The 15,026-nt window shown below is 63.2% G+C and carries 17 protein-coding genes; 6 read left to right on the top strand and 11 right to left on the bottom strand.

What is annotated here, in order from left to right:
* Positions 1-41: 41 nt before the first annotated feature.
* From ISS97_RS18865 to ISS97_RS18825, 9 genes are all read right to left on the bottom strand, one after another.
* Positions 42-446 carry a DUF3293 domain-containing protein gene (locus ISS97_RS18865; RefSeq protein ID WP_379984632.1) on the bottom strand — a complete coding sequence of 135 codons (405 nt, stop codon included), beginning with the start codon at positions 444-446 and terminating at the stop codon, positions 42-44.
* Positions 439-1,842 (bottom strand): FAD-dependent oxidoreductase, encoded by a 1,404-nt coding sequence (locus ISS97_RS18860; RefSeq protein WP_379984633.1) that lies wholly within the window; start codon positions 1,840-1,842, stop codon positions 439-441. Before ISS97_RS18860 ends, ISS97_RS18865 begins: the two co-directional genes overlap by 8 nt.
* Before the next feature lie 131 nt (positions 1,843-1,973).
* The gene (phbB, locus tag ISS97_RS18855) at positions 1,974-2,720 is read right to left on the bottom strand and encodes an acetoacetyl-CoA reductase (RefSeq protein ID WP_379984634.1); all 747 of its coding nucleotides are present in this window, start codon (positions 2,718-2,720) and stop codon (positions 1,974-1,976) included.
* 108 nt (positions 2,721-2,828) lie between these two features.
* Positions 2,829-3,317, bottom strand: a complete 489-nt coding sequence (phaR, locus tag ISS97_RS18850) for a polyhydroxyalkanoate synthesis repressor PhaR (protein WP_379984635.1) — start codon at positions 3,315-3,317, stop codon at positions 2,829-2,831.
* Between the two features lie 100 nt (positions 3,318-3,417).
* Positions 3,418-4,971 carry a DHA2 family efflux MFS transporter permease subunit gene (locus ISS97_RS18845; RefSeq protein WP_379984636.1) on the bottom strand — a complete coding sequence of 518 codons (1,554 nt, stop codon included), beginning with the start codon at positions 4,969-4,971 and terminating at the stop codon, positions 3,418-3,420.
* A 13-nt stretch (positions 4,972-4,984) separates the two neighbouring features.
* Positions 4,985-6,184 (bottom strand): HlyD family secretion protein, encoded by a 1,200-nt coding sequence (locus ISS97_RS18840; RefSeq protein ID WP_379984637.1) that lies wholly within the window; start codon positions 6,182-6,184, stop codon positions 4,985-4,987.
* The gene (locus tag ISS97_RS18835) at positions 6,171-7,688 is read right to left on the bottom strand and encodes an efflux transporter outer membrane subunit (protein WP_379984638.1); all 1,518 of its coding nucleotides are present in this window, start codon (positions 7,686-7,688) and stop codon (positions 6,171-6,173) included. The genes ISS97_RS18840 and ISS97_RS18835 overlap by 14 nt, the downstream gene beginning before the upstream one ends.
* Positions 7,685-8,212 (bottom strand): MarR family winged helix-turn-helix transcriptional regulator, encoded by a 528-nt coding sequence (locus ISS97_RS18830; protein ID WP_379984639.1) that lies wholly within the window; start codon positions 8,210-8,212, stop codon positions 7,685-7,687. Before ISS97_RS18830 ends, ISS97_RS18835 begins: the two co-directional genes overlap by 4 nt.
* Positions 8,213-8,278: 66 nt before the next feature.
* The gene (locus ISS97_RS18825) at positions 8,279-9,046 is read right to left on the bottom strand and encodes a TatD family hydrolase (RefSeq protein ID WP_379984640.1); all 768 of its coding nucleotides are present in this window, start codon (positions 9,044-9,046) and stop codon (positions 8,279-8,281) included.
* 137 nt (positions 9,047-9,183) lie between these two features.
* On the opposite strand from ISS97_RS18825, the gene ISS97_RS18820 reads away from it, so the two are divergent.
* Together ISS97_RS18820 and ISS97_RS18815 are read left to right on the top strand one after the other, a co-directional pair.
* A complete protein-coding gene (locus ISS97_RS18820; RefSeq protein WP_449757863.1) occupies positions 9,184-9,765 on the top strand; it encodes a glycine zipper 2TM domain-containing protein in 582 nt (193 codons plus the stop codon).
* Positions 9,766-9,799: 34 nt separating this feature from the next.
* Positions 9,800-10,282, top strand: a complete 483-nt coding sequence (locus ISS97_RS18815; protein ID WP_379984641.1) for an outer membrane lipoprotein — start codon at positions 9,800-9,802, stop codon at positions 10,280-10,282.
* 82 nt (positions 10,283-10,364) lie between these two features.
* On the opposite strand, the gene ISS97_RS18810 is transcribed toward ISS97_RS18815, so the two are convergent.
* Together ISS97_RS18810 and ygfZ are read right to left on the bottom strand one after the other, a co-directional pair.
* The gene (locus ISS97_RS18810) at positions 10,365-10,799 is read right to left on the bottom strand and encodes a cell wall hydrolase (protein WP_379984642.1); all 435 of its coding nucleotides are present in this window, start codon (positions 10,797-10,799) and stop codon (positions 10,365-10,367) included.
* A 459-nt stretch (positions 10,800-11,258) separates the two neighbouring features.
* Positions 11,259-12,116, bottom strand: a complete 858-nt coding sequence (gene ygfZ, locus ISS97_RS18805) for a CAF17-like 4Fe-4S cluster assembly/insertion protein YgfZ (protein ID WP_379984643.1) — start codon at positions 12,114-12,116, stop codon at positions 11,259-11,261.
* A 69-nt stretch (positions 12,117-12,185) separates the two neighbouring features.
* On the opposite strand from ygfZ, the gene ISS97_RS18800 reads away from it, so the two are divergent.
* From ISS97_RS18800 to sdhA, 4 genes are all read left to right on the top strand, one after another.
* On the top strand, positions 12,186-12,353 hold the full coding sequence (locus tag ISS97_RS18800) for a DUF1674 domain-containing protein (protein WP_379984644.1): 168 nt from the start codon (positions 12,186-12,188) through the stop codon (positions 12,351-12,353).
* 81 nt (positions 12,354-12,434) lie between these two features.
* Positions 12,435-12,830: a succinate dehydrogenase, cytochrome b556 subunit gene (sdhC, locus tag ISS97_RS18795; RefSeq protein WP_379984645.1), complete on the top strand. Its 396-nt coding sequence runs from the start codon at positions 12,435-12,437 to the stop codon at positions 12,828-12,830.
* The gene (sdhD, locus tag ISS97_RS18790; protein WP_379984646.1) at positions 12,827-13,222 is read left to right on the top strand and encodes a succinate dehydrogenase, hydrophobic membrane anchor protein; all 396 of its coding nucleotides are present in this window, start codon (positions 12,827-12,829) and stop codon (positions 13,220-13,222) included. The genes sdhC and sdhD overlap by 4 nt, the downstream gene beginning before the upstream one ends.
* Positions 13,223-13,227: 5 nt before the next feature.
* Positions 13,228-15,015, top strand: a complete 1,788-nt coding sequence (gene sdhA, locus ISS97_RS18785) for a succinate dehydrogenase flavoprotein subunit (RefSeq protein ID WP_379984647.1) — start codon at positions 13,228-13,230, stop codon at positions 15,013-15,015.
* Positions 15,016-15,026 lie beyond the last annotated feature (11 nt).

Raw genomic sequence — 15,026 nt, 5'->3', positions numbered from 1 at the left:
GCCGCCGGGCTTGTCTATGCGGCGCAGCGCCGCCGTAGCGTCTATAGCAGCCGCAGCAGGGCGATGCCGTCGCGATAGCCGTGCACGTAGGCGTTTTGTTCGAAGTTCCTGGCTACTGTGTCCAGACTTGCGGTATCCGGTCCGATCACGAAGAGGCTGGGCTCTTTCCAGCCCATGCCGGTTCCTACGCCAGCGCACACCCTTTGTGTCGAAGGGAGGTCGCGCAGGGTGATCAGCAATCGGTGCTGGACCTTGCGGTTCCATCCGCTGCTGCGCACCTGCGAATGGGGATTCCATGCCGTGATAAAGCCCCAGGGGCGCTCTCCAGCCACAGCGACCAATGCAGTCGGCAGCGGTGCATCGATCCGGATCGTCGCCCAGCCGCCTTGCCGCAGGCGCACGCGATACGCCGCGGCGCGGTAGGCGGCGAGCAGGTTTTCATCCATGCCGCAGGCTGGGCAGCGGGGGCAGGGTGGCTTTGAGGGCGGTTACCGCGGCATCGAGATCGACGCTTCCGGCATCGGTCGAGCCGCGCAGCAACTGCTGCAGAAGCTGATCCTGCGCGCGTCCGCGCTCGAACGCGTAGGCGTACGGTAGATGGGTGAAGGTGACCATGCGATAGCGCGCCATGAAGTGGCCCGGCGCCTGTTCCGCCAGCAGGGCGCCGAGTTCGCGCTTGGCGAGGTAATGCGGGTCGGCCACCGAATCGCGCATTTCGATGTAGTTCTCCAGCGCCATTGCCGCGATCGCGTTGGCATTGGGTTGGCGGATGCGCTGGAACTCGGCGAACACCTCGGCGGTGTCTTCCGGCGATTCAGCCAGCAAGGCGGCCAGCACCACCGTGTCCTCGAAACCGCAATTCATACCTTGGCCGTGGAACGGCACGATAGCGTGCGCGGCATCGCCGATCAGCAACGCGCGGCCATCCAGGTGCCAGCGATCCAGGTAAAGGGTGGATAGCGTGCCGACCGGGTGGCTGTCGTAGTCCTGCGCAAAATCGGGAATCAACGGCAGCAGATCGGGGAAGTCTTCACGGAAGAACGCTTGCGCCGCCGCCGTATCCGGCAACGTGGCGAAGCTGGGGTGCGGCCCCTGGCCGGGCAGGAACAGCGTTACTGTGAAGCTGCCTTCGGTGTTTGGCAGCGCGATGCACATATAGCCGCCGCGCGGCCAGATATGCAGTGCATGCGGTTCCAGCGCGAATTGGTCGTGGCCGCCACTCTCGCCGAGCAGGCTGGCTGGCAGCGTGCCGGCCGGGGGGATTTCCAGCTCTTTGTAAGCATGCCCGAGCGGTTCGATCCGTTCACCCAGTGGTGCGTAAGCGTGCATCGCTGCCCGCAGCGCCGACCCAGCACCGTCGGCGCCGATCAGCACACCCGCGTCGATGCTGCGCTCCTTGCCTTGCTCGTCCGCGAGCCGGATGCGGCGTGCGTCGAAATCCGCTGCCACCAGTGACTGGCCGAAATGAAAGCGCACACCGGACGTTTCGGCGGCATCCAGCAGCAGCATATTCAAGGCGGCGCGCGACACCGACCAGATCACCTCGCTGTCGTCCACGCCATAACGCTGCAAACCAGAACGGCCGTCGCGCGTGTGCACCATGCGTCCGCGCATCATCACGGCGCGTTGCAGCACATCCGCGGCGAGTCCGGCGGTACGCAGTGCCTGCAGGCCGCGTTCGGCCAGGGCGAGATTGATCGAGCGGCCGCCTATGAAGCCTGCACGGCGTGGATCGGGGCGTTTTTCGTAGACATCGACGGCAAATCCTCTCCGGGCCAGCTGCTGGGCGAGCAGGGCGCCGACCAGGCCGCCGCCGATGAGGGTGATCGATTGCTGCGCCATAAGGCTCCGCGGGAACGTCGGCCGCTGGGCGACCGGTGGATGGAAAAGTCGGCTGCTGCGTTATCCGCCAAGCGTAGCGACTTCCCGTGGTTCCCGCGATGCTTGCCGCTGGCGGCGTGCGCGGCGGTGCCTCAGAAGCTCATGAAATACCCGCCGTTCACCGGCAGGTTGGCGCCGGTGATATAGCCGGCGTCGTCCGAACTCAGAAAGCGTACGGCGCGCGCAATATCGGCCGGCGAGCCGAGGCGGCCAACCGGGATGTCCGCGATGATCTGGCTGCGGATGTCTTCCGGCACGGCGGCCACCAGCGCGGTATCGCAATAACCGGGCGAAACCGTATTGACGGTAATGCCCTTGCGCGCCGTTTCACGCGCCAAGGCCATGCCGAAACCGTGCACGCCGGCTTTGGCGGCGGAGTAGTTGGTCTGGCCAAACTGGCCGGTCTGTCCGTTCACCGAGCTGAGATTGACGATGCGGCCGAAGCTGCGTGCGCTCATACCCTCGACCACGTTGCGGCACATATTGAACACGCCATCCAGATTGACCCGCATCAGCTCATGCCACTGTTGCGGACTCATCTTGCGCAGACTGGTGTCGCGGGTAATGCCGGCGGCGTTGACCAGGATATCGACACTGCCGTGCTCGGCCTCGACGCGTGTGATGAGATCCGCGCAACTGTTGTAGTCGCTCACGTCCGCGGGCTCGAAGCGGATGGCATCGCCAAGATCGGCCAGTTCTGTACGGAAGGCGTCTAGCCGGTCGGCCCGCGCGGGCAGGTCGGACGCGATCACCTGGCGGCCGGCGAGGGCCAGCTGCCGGCAGATTTCGGTGCCGAGGCCACCGATGCCGCCGGTAACGATCGCGACGCGCTTCTTCATAGCTACAGGCTCAATCATGCCGCACGGCAGCACGTGTTGTGCTGCAACGGGTAGTCCAAGGAAAAGGCCGGCGATCGAAGGCCGCCGGCCGGGAGCAGGGACGCTGCCTTACTTCTTGGTGCCGCGGTTGGCTGGGTTAGCCGGGTTGGCCTGGGTGGCGGCATCGACCAGTCCGCGCTGCATGGACTTCCACGCTTCCATGTTGCGCTCGGTCAGCTCGTTCAGCATCGACCAGGGTGTCTGGCCCAGCAGGCTGTTGAGCTGGGTGCGGAACTGCTGTTGCTGGTCCAGGAAGACCTGCAGGCTGCGCTCCAGATAGGGGCCCATGAAGCCCTGCAGCGAGTCGCCGTAGAACCGGATGATCTGGCTCAACAGCTGCGGCGAGAGCATCGGCTGCCCCTTCTCCTCGTGCTCGGAGATGATCTGCAGCAGCACGGAGCGGGTCAGATCCTCGCCGCTCTTGGCGTCGCGGACCTCGAAGGTTTCGCCGTCGAGTACGAGCTGACGGACCTCTTCCAGCGTGATGTAGCTGGAGATTTCCGTGTCGTAGAGCCGACGGTTCGGATACTTCTTGATGGTGCGGATCGTTTGTGCCATGCGGCGGAAACTACCAGATCGTATTGCGCCGCACCAGTCGCAAAGGACACTTTTTTGCTGCACCGGAAAGTGCAGCAAAAATTTGAATCGATCTTTTTTATCAATGGCCTACCGCACCGCCGGCACTGCCGAAGGGCGGCTTGGCGAACCACAGCAAGGGGATCATCGCCAGGAACAGCACCGCACAAAGCCAGAACACGTCGTTCACGGCCAGGGTCAGTGCTTCGCGGGTCAGTAGCTGGTCGACCAGGGTCAGACCTTTGGTGCCGGTCAGGCCGACATGATTCAAACCCTGCAAAAACTGGGTGGCCGCCGGGTGATCCGGCGTCACGCTTTCGGTCAGCACCGCATGGTGAAACTCGCCCCGGTGCTGCCACAGAGTCACCGTCACGGCAGTGGAAACGCTTGATCCCATCGTGCGGCAGAAATTGGCGAGTCCGGAGGCGCTGGCGATTTCCTCACCCGGCAGGCCCGACAGGTACACCTGGTTCAGTGGAATGAAGAAGCAGGCAATACCCGCGCCCATGATGAAGCGGGGCAGCACCAGCGTAGCGAACGAGGCGGAGCTGTCGAAACTGGCAAACCAGAACGAGGTGCCGGCGAAGATCAGGAACGCCACCGTCACGACGGCGCGCAGGTCCATCCGATTGATGTTCGCGCCGATTACCGGCGCCATCAGAAAGGCCAGGATGCCAACGGGCGCTGTCGCCAGACCGGCCCAGGTCGCGGTGTAACCCAACGTGGTTTGCAACCACAGCGGAAACACGACGTTGATGCCGAAGAAAGCCATCATGCCCAGCGATAGTGCGGTGACACCCACAGTGAAGTTGCGTCGCTTGAACAGCGATAGATCCACCACCGGATGCTTGGCGTGCAATTCCCACACGATCAGGAACGTGATGCACACCAGGGCGGTGATGCCCAGCACTGTGATCATCGGCGAGGAGAACCAGTCGTTATCGTTGCCGTTGTCCAGCATGAACTGCAGCGCGCCCACACCGACCACCAGCAAGACGAGGCCGACGATGTCGATCGGCGTCTGATAGATCTTGGTCTCGCGCTTATGTAACAGAGTCCAGGTGATGACACCTGCCAGCGCGCCGACCGGCACATTGATATAGAAAATCCACGGCCAGGAGAAATTGTCGGTAAGCCAACCGCCAAGGATGGGGCCGAAGATCGGCGCTACCACCACGGTCATCGCCCATAGTGCAAGCGCGATGCCCTGTTTGGTTTTGGGGTAGCTGGACAACAACAGGGTCAGCGACAGCGCCACCATCGGGCCGGAGCCCGCGCCCTGCAGCAGTCGGCAGATCACCAGCATCGGCATGCTGTTGGCCAGGCCGCACAGCATCGAGAACACGACGAAAAGCCCCACCGAGGCGACGAAGGTTTTCACCTCGCCGAAGCGTCGCGCGAGCCAGCCGGTAAGCGGCTGCATGATCGCGCTGGCCAAGGCGTAGGAGCTGATGGTCCAGGTGCCTTCACTGGAGCTGACGCCGAGGCTGCCCGCGATATGAGGCACCGCGACGTTCACGATGGTCATGTCCAGCACCTCCATGAAGGTGCTGAATGCGACCGCGATGGTCAGCAGAACCAGGGCGCCGCCTTGCAGCGGCTTGAGAGGTACGGTGTCGTTGGGCGTGGCGGCCATGGTCGACTCGGGCTCAGTGGGCGTCGCGAGAGCTCAGGTTGTCGCGGATGATCTTGTCGGCTTCCGCGTCCGCCTTGCTCGCCATCTGCTCGTACACATTGGTCTCGGCGGTCGGCTGCTGTGCCGCCTGTGCCAGTACGGGGCCCTTGTCGTCAGTGATGTTCACTGTGGTTTCGGTGGACAGGCCGATACGCAGCGGATGCTGATCCAGATCTTTGTTGTCGATGGCGATGCGCACGGGTACGCGTTGCACGACCTTGATCCAGTTGCCGGTGGCGTTCTGCGCCGGTAGCAGTGAGAACACGCTGCCGGTGCCGGCGCCCAGGCCGATCACTTTGCCGTGGTACTCCACACCGCTGCCGTAGACGTCTGCGACGATCTTTGCCGGCTGGCCGATGCGGATGTGGCGCAGCTGGCTCTCCTTGAAGTTGGCATCGATCCACAAATCGTGCAGCGGCACCACGGTCATCAACTGTTGGCCGGGCTGCACACTGTTGCCAAGCTGCACGCTGCGTTGTGCGACGTAGCCCGCGACCGGCGCAAAAATCGCGTTGCGCTGGGCGGCGACCCAGGCCGCGCGGAAATTGGCACGCGCCTGTTCCACCGCCGGATTCTGCGCGACTTCCGTACCTTCAATGGAAGCATGGGCGGCATTAGCCTGCGCCACCGCGGCATCCAGGGCGGCTTGAGCCTGCTCCACGCCATCGCGCAGGTGCTGCACGGTTTCTGGCGCTTCGGCTTGTTCGGCGATTAGCGGCAGGCGGCGCTTGAGATCGGCCTGGGCTTTCTTCAGGTCGATACGGCGGGCGGCGACGGCGGCGTCGGCGCCGGTTGCTGAATCGGTCTGCTGGCGTACCTGGCGCACGGCCTGTGCGAGCGCGCTGCTCGCTTGGCGCAGGCGCACATCGGCGTCGGTGCTATCCAGTTTCACCAGCACTTGGCCGGCTTCGACACGCTGCGTGTCATCCGCAAGGATGGCGACGACGGTGCCCGGTACCTGCGCGGAAATGGCAACCTGGTTGCCGCCCACATAGGCGTTGTCAGTGCTCTCGCGCGTAGAGAATACGAACAGCCACAGCAGGAACCAACCCAGTCCCAGCGCGACGAAAATCAGCAAGACGATCAGCAGAGCGCGACGGCGCTTGCCCGGATCCTTGGCGGCTGTGCCGCTATCGTTATCGTCCTTGCGCGTGGCGGGTTCAGTGGCGCTCATGATCGGCGGCTCCGGAAGAAGATGGCGAAGAAGTGGAAGAAGCGGGTGCGTCGCTGCGGGTCGATGCGCTGCCATCAGACATGCGATAACCGCCGCCCAGCGCTTTGATCAGTGAGAGATCGGTAGAAAGCGCTTGCGCTTGTAGCGTGAGTGCGTCATCGCGCTGCTGCAGCAGCTGGCCTTTGGCACCGAGGCTTTCGCGGATATCGCGTACCCCTTGTCGTGCGCGGGCCTGAGCGTTGGTCAGCAGGCGCTCGTTGGCCGCGACCTGCACCGCCTGCTCCTTGCTGCGTGCTGCCAGCTGCTGGGCTGTCAGGCTTTGCACGGATACATCGCGCGCGGCGGAAAGCACGGTGCTGTTGTACTGGGCTACTGCCGCATCCAGTTGCGCCTTGCTGGCACGGAAGTTCGCTTGCAGCAGGCCGCTGTTGAAGATCGGCAAATGCAGGGCCGGGGTCAGTGCGAAAACACGGCTTGAGGCATTGAACAGTTTGTCCAGATCAATGCTCGAAAGCCCCGCCATGGCCGAGATGCTGACGTCAGGGAAGAACTGCGCGCGCGCCAGATCGGTCTGTTTCAGCGCGGCTTCAACCTGCCAGCGACTGGCGGCGATGTCCGGACGGCGCGCGATCAGATCGACACCAACGTTGGTTGGCAGACCGCCATCGACAGCAGGCAAGGGGCGTGGCTGCAACGCGGGCATGTCGGCGGGGGCGATGCCGAGCAGGCTGGCAAGCGCGGCCTGGCGGATCTTCGCCGAGCTTTCCAGTGCGACCAGCATTTCGCGTGCGGCGGCCTGCTGAGCCCGTGCCTTTTGTGCATCGTCCGGCAGGTCGACGCCTTGCCGCACGCGCAGATCGGTGACGCGCGTGAACTGATCCTGCGTCTCTACCTGCTGGCGCGCCACGTCAATGCGGGCCTGATCGGCCAACCAGCCGAAGTAAGTGTCGGCCACTGCGTTCTGGATTGTCAGTGCAGCCGCACTGCGTTGCGCTTCGGCGGCATGTGCCTGGTCGATCGCTGACTCGATGGCCGAGCGCTTCTTGCCCCACCAATCGAAGTCGTAATCCACCTGGATACCGAGGTCGGCCTGGTTGTACCAGGTGAAACCCAGGAAGCGGGTCGGAATCAGGCCGTGCTCACTCATGCGTTGGCGATTGACCTGCGCACTGCCGTTGACGCTGAGTCCTGCCTGTGCCGCGGCGATGCGTATCGATTGCTGCGCCGTGGCCACACGCGACATGGCTTGCGCCAGATCGGGCGATCCCTTCATGGCACGGGCAATCAAGTCATCGAGCTGCGGATCGTTGTACTGGCGCCACCATTCGGCCTCGGGCCAGCCGGCACGGGCGGGAGCTTCGAGGCCGGCCAGTGGTACGTCGTCACGCAGGGTGGGGTGCTGCAGTTTCGCGGGAATCGCGCAGCCGGCGAGCGCCACGGCCATGGCCGCAACGATGGCTGCACGACGTCCAAAGGAACGGCGTTGCGGGGGAAGGGCGGTCATGGACGAGCGTCCGAGGCAGTGAGGTGATCGATATTGGCGGCCACCCGGCGCAGCAGGTGGTCCAGCGTCTTTTTCTCGGCGGCGCTGAGGCTGGCGAAGGCGCCATGCACGCGCGGGAACATCATGGGGAGAATTTTGCGTGCGAAGCGCTTGCCGGCAGGTGTAATGCTCAGCTCGACGCGCCGGCGATCTTCGACGCTGGATGCGCGTGTGACGAAACCGAGCTTGACCAGCACGTTGGCGATCCGGGTCATGTTGGTGGCGCCCTGTTGCGCGGCGTCGCACAGTTCGCTGGGTGAGGCGCGGCCATTGGGGGCGCTGTAGATCATCATCAGCGTGCGGAAATCGCTGTCGCCCATACCGTAGGGCTTGAGGTTGCGCTCGATTTCCTCAAGCACCGAAGAGCCCGTCATCAACAGCAGGCGGAGCAACACGACCTCGCGCACCGGGAGTCCGGGCACGGTTTCGCTGGCGCGCGCGATACCTGCGTCCAGATGGGAGATGGCTTCTTGCAGTCGAGTCATTTCACCAAGAAATAGTTCGCCAGTGAACTATTACGGTAGCAGTCGATTTATTGCTGCGGCAAGTGCTTAGTCGAATCGAAAGAGTTTTCGGGCGTTGACTGTGGTAGCGGCCGCAATGTCTTGCTCGCTGGCGCCGCGCAGTTGCGCCACGGTGGCGAGTACCTCAGTCAGCCGCGCAGGCTCATTGCGTTGGCCGCGGTGCGCGGCGCCGGGCTGGTCTGGTGCGTCGGTTTCCAGCAGCAAGTGGTCGATGGGCATGTTCGCGACGATGCGGCGCAGCCGCTGGGCTCGCTCATACGTGACTGGGCCGCCGATGCCAATGCAGAAACCGAGCTGCCACAGTTGCTCGGCCTGCTGCTCGCTGCCAGAAAAACTGTGCACGACGCCGCGCAGGCCGCCGATGCGGCGCAGGGTCGAGGTCACTTCATCCATCGCCTTGCGGGTGTGCACCACGACGGGCAGGTCGAAGTCGCGTGCGATATGGAGCTGGCGCTGGAAGTAGCTGCGCTGGCGCTCGGGATCCAGGTCCTCAAGAAAGAAGTCCAGGCCGATCTCGCCGACCGCAACGGCGCGATGTTCATTCAGCCAGCGGACCAGATCGTCCAGATGCCCTGGCTGGTGCTGTTCCAGATAGATCGGATGCAGGCCGTAGGCCGGATGTGCCTCCGGGTGGGCCTGGCATAGCGCATCGATAGCCGGCCAGGAGGCTTGGTGAATGGCCGGAACAACGATATTCCGCACGCCCGCCTGATGGGCTCGTTGCAGTACGGCGGCACGGTCGCCGTCAAATCCGGCGTCGTCGAGATGGGCGTGGCTATCGGTTAGCTCGATCACAGGATGAAGGGAATCAAAGCGATAGGATAAATCGGCTCGATCTAAGCCAGCATTCAGTTGATCGAGGGTTCAATGAATTCACTACGGATCGCCTTAAATGGTGCGGGGTGCGCCAGTGATCCATACAGGAGAGCATTATGAGCAGGTTAGTCATTTCCGCGCTGAATCTGGGTCTCGGCGCCGTGCTTGCGGTCGGCCTGACGGCCTGTAACCGTGACGCGAACGCCGACGGTGGCGTGGGCGGGATGGCTTCGCAGTCGGCGCCGGCCGGTGCCAAGTTCGCCCGCGTGGTCAGTGTGACGCCCGTGCGGGACACGGCCAGCGCGCCGCGCCAGGAATGCCACGATGAAGTGGTGACGCACCGCGCGCCGGTGAAGGATGAGCATCAGATTGCCGGTACCGCCATTGGCGCCGTAGCCGGTGGCCTGCTGGGCAATCAGATCGGTGGTGGCAAGGGACGCACGCTGGCCACGGTGGCTGGCGCGGTTGGCGGCGGTTATGCCGGTCACGAAATCCAGAAGAACCGCCAGGAGAACAATATGGTCTCCAGCACCCAGCGCCGTTGCACGACGGTGCAGGGCAAGGGTGGTGACAAGGTCGTTGCCTATGACGTGGCATACGAATACAACGGTGTGACCCGCACGATCCGCATGGATCACGATCCGGGCGACCGCGTGCAGGTGCAGGAAGGTGTAGTGGCTGTTTCCGACGCGCATTGACCCACGCGTATTGACTTGATTGGAGGATCACGCCATGAAGACATTGCTTAACAAACGTCTGGCCATCGTCGCTCTGGCCGCATGTTTCGCGCTGCTGTCGGCCTGCGCCACGCCGCCGCCGCGCAACTATGGAGGTGGCTACGGTGGCGGTTACGACAACGGTGGCTACGGTTCCAGCCGCTGCGGGCAGTGCGGCGTGGTCAACGATGTGCAGGTGATCAATGTCGACAAGAGCGCTTCGCCGCTGGGTATGGTCATCGGCGCTGTGGCCGGTGGCTTGCTCGGCAATACCGTGGGTAAGGGTAACGGCCGTACGGCAGCAACTGTAGTGGGTGCCGTGGCCGGTGGTGCCGTCGGTAACGAGGTGGGCAAGCGCAACAGCGGGCCGGATACGGCATACCAGATCAGCGTTCGCCTGGATGATGGTCGCATTGCGACGGTCACTCAGGCCGATGATCCGCAGGTGCGTCGTGGCGACTACGTCGAGGTTCGTAATAATCGCGTCTACCGACGCTGATCGAATGGACGTCTAGACGTCTATTCGATGTAATAAAAAAGGCCCTCGAGAGAGGGCCTTTTCTTTTGCTTATGATGGACGATCAGTTGACTGCGTAGAACGCGTGTTCACCGATGGTGCGTACGACGCGACTGGTGCTCCAGGTCGGCGAAACCGATGTGGTGGCGAAGTGATCGGCGCGAGGTACATAGACCATGCGCTCGTTCGTCGGCAGGCTCCAGTTGACGATGGAGTCGCCGGCGATCTTCCACGCCTTGGTCCAGGCCGTGAGATCGGTGATCTCGAAGTTGCTTGCCGTCGTGGTGGTGGCGAACTGGCGCGGTGCCTTGACAACTTCGCACACGTTCTTGCCCCAGGTGCCGCGATCGCGGCGGCGAAGGGCGACTTCGGCCACGGCGAATTGGCCGATGGTCGACTCGCTGCGGGCCTCGAGATACACCGTCGTCGCCAGGCAGGTCTGGTCGGCAACAGGTTGGGGCAGCACGGACGCAAGCCACAACAGCATGGAAAGTTTCATTGTCTGCCTCCAACGTGCTGTACGCGCCGGGTCGTTACTGCTGAACCAGATGCGCCGTTGCGATGGACGGGCGGGCAGGCCGTTCCATCTGGATTGAACACGACGCGGCCGAAACTTGTGGCCGAGACGGTTTGCCACGGGATTGTGGCGTTCGAACGGCTGATCCGATGCCGTTCGTTACTGCTGCTTAGGCGTGGCTCGGATCGTTATCGATCCAATGGCCTGCAACGCTGTTCCGCATCTTTGGCGGTTGTTCCTCCGGCGTCTCTGCCGGGTCGCGCCGATCCGGACCCCTCCGGTTCGTCGCGTACTGCGGCACCCACGGGCAAGGGGTGCCACTTAATTTGATCGGCGGAGCCTAGTGGCGGGTTTCGCTTCTGGCAAGTGCCGGGTGATCGAAGTTCACTTGACGCTCACGATCGCGTGAACGTGTCGTGAGTTTGTATGAACGATTGTTCATTAAGCGGGCCATCGTTGTTGCAGTCGCACCTCGATGTTGTCGTTTGCGATGCGCAAAACATCACGATTTGCTTGCTCCTCAATCGCATCGCTGATGATGGCGAGTGCTTCGCTATGTGCATCGACAGCAATCGCATCGAGAACATGTGCGATTTCTTGCGCGCCATCGCGCAGCACACTGCCAGCGCTCACCGGTTGCGACAATACGACGCAATGCATATGCCGCTTATGACCGCCGCGATAATGCAATCGCGCCACGATTTCCTGGCCGGGATAGCAGCCTTTGTCGAAGGCAACGCCTTGCAAGCGTTCCAGCGACAGGGCAGGTGGCAACAATGCATTCAATGCTGAATCGGGCAGCCACGGCCAGCCCGCGCGAATGTGCGACAAGCGCCATGCATCATCTTCATGCGCGCCGATTACGAGGCTGTGCGTATCGCAGCCGAACATCAGCACAGGTGTCTCGTTCACGGTGTGCGTCGTCATCGCATCACCGGTTCCAAGTGTGCGGGATGGCAACGCTTGCACGATCACTTTCGAACGAAATACAAAACGACGCAGTGCATCCGCCATGGATGCGGCATCACCGCCGCGCAGTAGCAGCAGCAATCGATCTTCTGCCAGTCGCGCCAGATGAAACAGAGCGCGCACGCGTCCCTGTGCATCTAGCCAGGCACTGAATTGCCACTGCCCATCGCTGAGTGCGGTGACCTGGCTGCTGAATTGGGCTTGCGCGAACGCGATAGCGTCCGGGCCTTCGAGCGAGAGTGTTTCGGCGGTGTAATGTCGGGGCATGGGGCGCGGGATGGGGGCGGTTGGGGCAGTCTGCAAGTCGAGCGCTAGGGTGGCTTGGGTCAAACGATGCGGCAGTCGTCAAGGTTGTGCCGTCTTAACGCAAGTATTAACCTTCGGCGGCTTACTAAAACCATGTCCGACACGTCCTCCCAAACCGAATCCAAGCCTGTCTCCGTTCCGGCGGAGCATGCCATCGTGCCTGCCGACAAGGCAGCCGATAAGGTTCCGGCGGAGCGATCGGCTCCCGATCCCACGCGCTACGGCGACTGGGAGAAGAATGGGCGCTGTATCGACTTCTGATCCGTCGCGTCGGCGCATGCGTCGGCAGGGTGGTGACAGGGGACGGCTCGGGCATCAGCGATTCCACACAGGATAGCCGCCATGGCAGACACCCGACGACCGCTCTCTCCGCATCTACAGATATATAAGTGGCAAGTGCAGATGGTGACCTCCATCCTGCATCGCGCCACCGGCATCGCCCTCGCGGTCGGCACCTTGCTGGTGCTGTGGGGCCTGCTTTCCCTCGCGGGTGGCGAGGCCAGCTTCAACCAGTTCAAGACCTGTGTCGGCAGCCCGATCGGACTGCTGCTGCTGTTCGGCTGGAGCTGGGCGCTCTTTTATCACCTGTGCAACGGTATCCGTCACCTGGTGCAGGACGCCGGGGCTGGCTACGCCATTCCGCAGTTCGTGCGTTCGAGCTGGCTGTCGGTGGTCGGCAGCATCGTGTTGACCGTAATCGTCTGGGCCTACGTGCTGACGGCGGGAGGTGCGGCATGAGCGCGAACGCGAAGCATCTGCGCAACCCCCTCAAGCGCGCCCTCGGCCTAGGTTCGGCCCAGTCGGGTGTCGGCCACTGGTGGACCCAGCGCCTGACGGCGGCTGCCCTGGCCGTTCTTGGCCTGTGGTTCGTGATCACCGTGCTGGGGCTGCTGCATGCCGATTACGCCACCGCCAAGGCCACCGTGGCCAAGCCGTGGAATGCCCTTCTGCTGATCGCCTTCTCGATCACGGTGTTCTGGCATGCCGTGCTCGGCCTGCAGGTGGTCATCGAGGATTACGTCCACACCCGCTGGAAAGAAGTGGTGTCGATGGCATTGATCAAGTTTCTCGCGGTGCTGGGCGCGCTGGCGAGCGTGCTGGCCGTATTGCGCGTGACGCTGGGAGCGTGAGTTCGATGGAAAGCTACAAGATCCAACAGCATAAGTACGACGTGATCGTGGTCGGCGCCGGTGGCGCGGGCCTGCGCGCCACCTTCGGCCTGGCCGAGAAGGGCCTCAAGGCCGCGTGCATCACCAAGGTGTTCCCGACCCGCTCGCATACCGTGGCGGCGCAGGGCGGTATCTCCGCCGCGCTCGGCAACATGGGTGAGGACGACTGGCGCTTCCACTTCTACGACACCGTCAAGGGTTCCGACTGGCTCGGCGACCAGGACGCGATCGAATACATGTGTCGCGAGGCCATTCCCTCGATCATCGAGCTGGAGCACTACGGTGTGCCGTTCTCGCGTACCGAGGAGGGCAAGATCTACCAGCGCCCGTTCGGTGGCATGACCACGCATTACGGCAAAGGCACCGCGCAGCGTACCTGCGCCGCGGCCGACCGTACCGGTCACGCGATCCTGCATACGCTGTATCAGCAGGCGCTGGCACATGACGCCACGTTCTTTATCGAATACTTCGCGATCGACCTGATCTTTGATGCCGATGGCGTCTGCCGCGGTGTGCTCGCGCTCGACATGAACGAGGGCACTCTGCATTTCTTCCGCGGTCACGCGGTGGTGCTGGCGACGGGCGGCTACGGCCGTGCCTATTTCAGCGCGACCTCGGCGCATACCTGCACCGGCGACGGTGGCGGCATGGTGCTGCGCGCTGGCCTGGCACTGCAGGACATGGAGTTCGTGCAGTTTCACCCGACCGGCATTTACGGCGCGGGCTGCCTGATTACCGAAGGCGTGCGTGGCGAAGGTGGCTACCTGACCAACTCGAACGGCGAACGCTTCATGGAGCGCTACGCACCGAACGCGAAGGATCTGGCCTCGCGCGACGTGGTCAGCCGCGCGATGACGATGGAAATCCGCGAAGGCCGCGGCGTCGGCGAGCACAAGGACCACATCCACATCAACCTGATGCACCTGGGCGCAGACGTGATCCACGAACGCCTGCCGGGTATCGCCGAATCGGCGCGCATCTTCGCCGGTGTGGATGTGACCAAGGAGCCGATCCCGGTCATCCCGACGGTGCACTACAACATGGGCGGCATCCCCACCAATTATCACGGCGAAGTCGTGCAGAAGAAGGGCGACGACGTCGATGCGATCGTGCCGGGCCTGTTCGCCATCGGCGAAGCGGCTTGCGTATCGGTGCACGGTGCGAACCGCCTCGGTTCCAACTCGCTGCTCGATCTGGTGGTGTTCGGCCGCGCGGTCTCGCATCGCTGCGCCGAACTGATCAAGCCGGAGACGGCGCACAAGGATCTGCCGGCGAATATCCTCGACAAGGCGCTGGCTCGCTTCGACGGCTTGCGCAACGCCAAGGGCAGCAAGCCGACCGCACAGCTCCGCCTGGAAATGCAGCGCATCATGCAGAGCGACGCGGCGGTGTTCCGTACCGGCACCACGCTGAAGGAAGGTTCGGAGAAGATCTCGGCCGTGCGCGATTCGTTCAAGGATGTTCACGTCAGCGATCGCTCGATGGTGTGGAACTCCGACCTGATCGAAACGCTGGAGCTGGCCAACCTGCTGGATCAGGCCGTCGCCACCATGCACTCGGCCCAGCAGCGCGAGGAGAGCCGCGGCGGTCATGCGCGCGAGGATTTCCCGGATCGCAACGACGCCGAGTGGATGAAGCACACGCTGGTGAAAGTGGACGAGGCGGGCAAGACCAGCTTCGATTTCCGTCCGGTGCACATGTACACCTTGACCGATGAGGTCGAAGTGGTGCCGCCGAAGAAGCGCGTTTACTGAGAACCCGGACT

Source organism: Dyella koreensis (assembly GCF_044904565.1).
In the GTDB taxonomy this organism is placed as follows: Bacteria; Pseudomonadota; Gammaproteobacteria; order Xanthomonadales; family Rhodanobacteraceae; genus Dyella_D; species Dyella_D koreensis.
The sequence above is the reverse complement of the archived record's forward strand: the minus strand, read 5'-3'. Positions and strand labels throughout refer to the sequence as shown.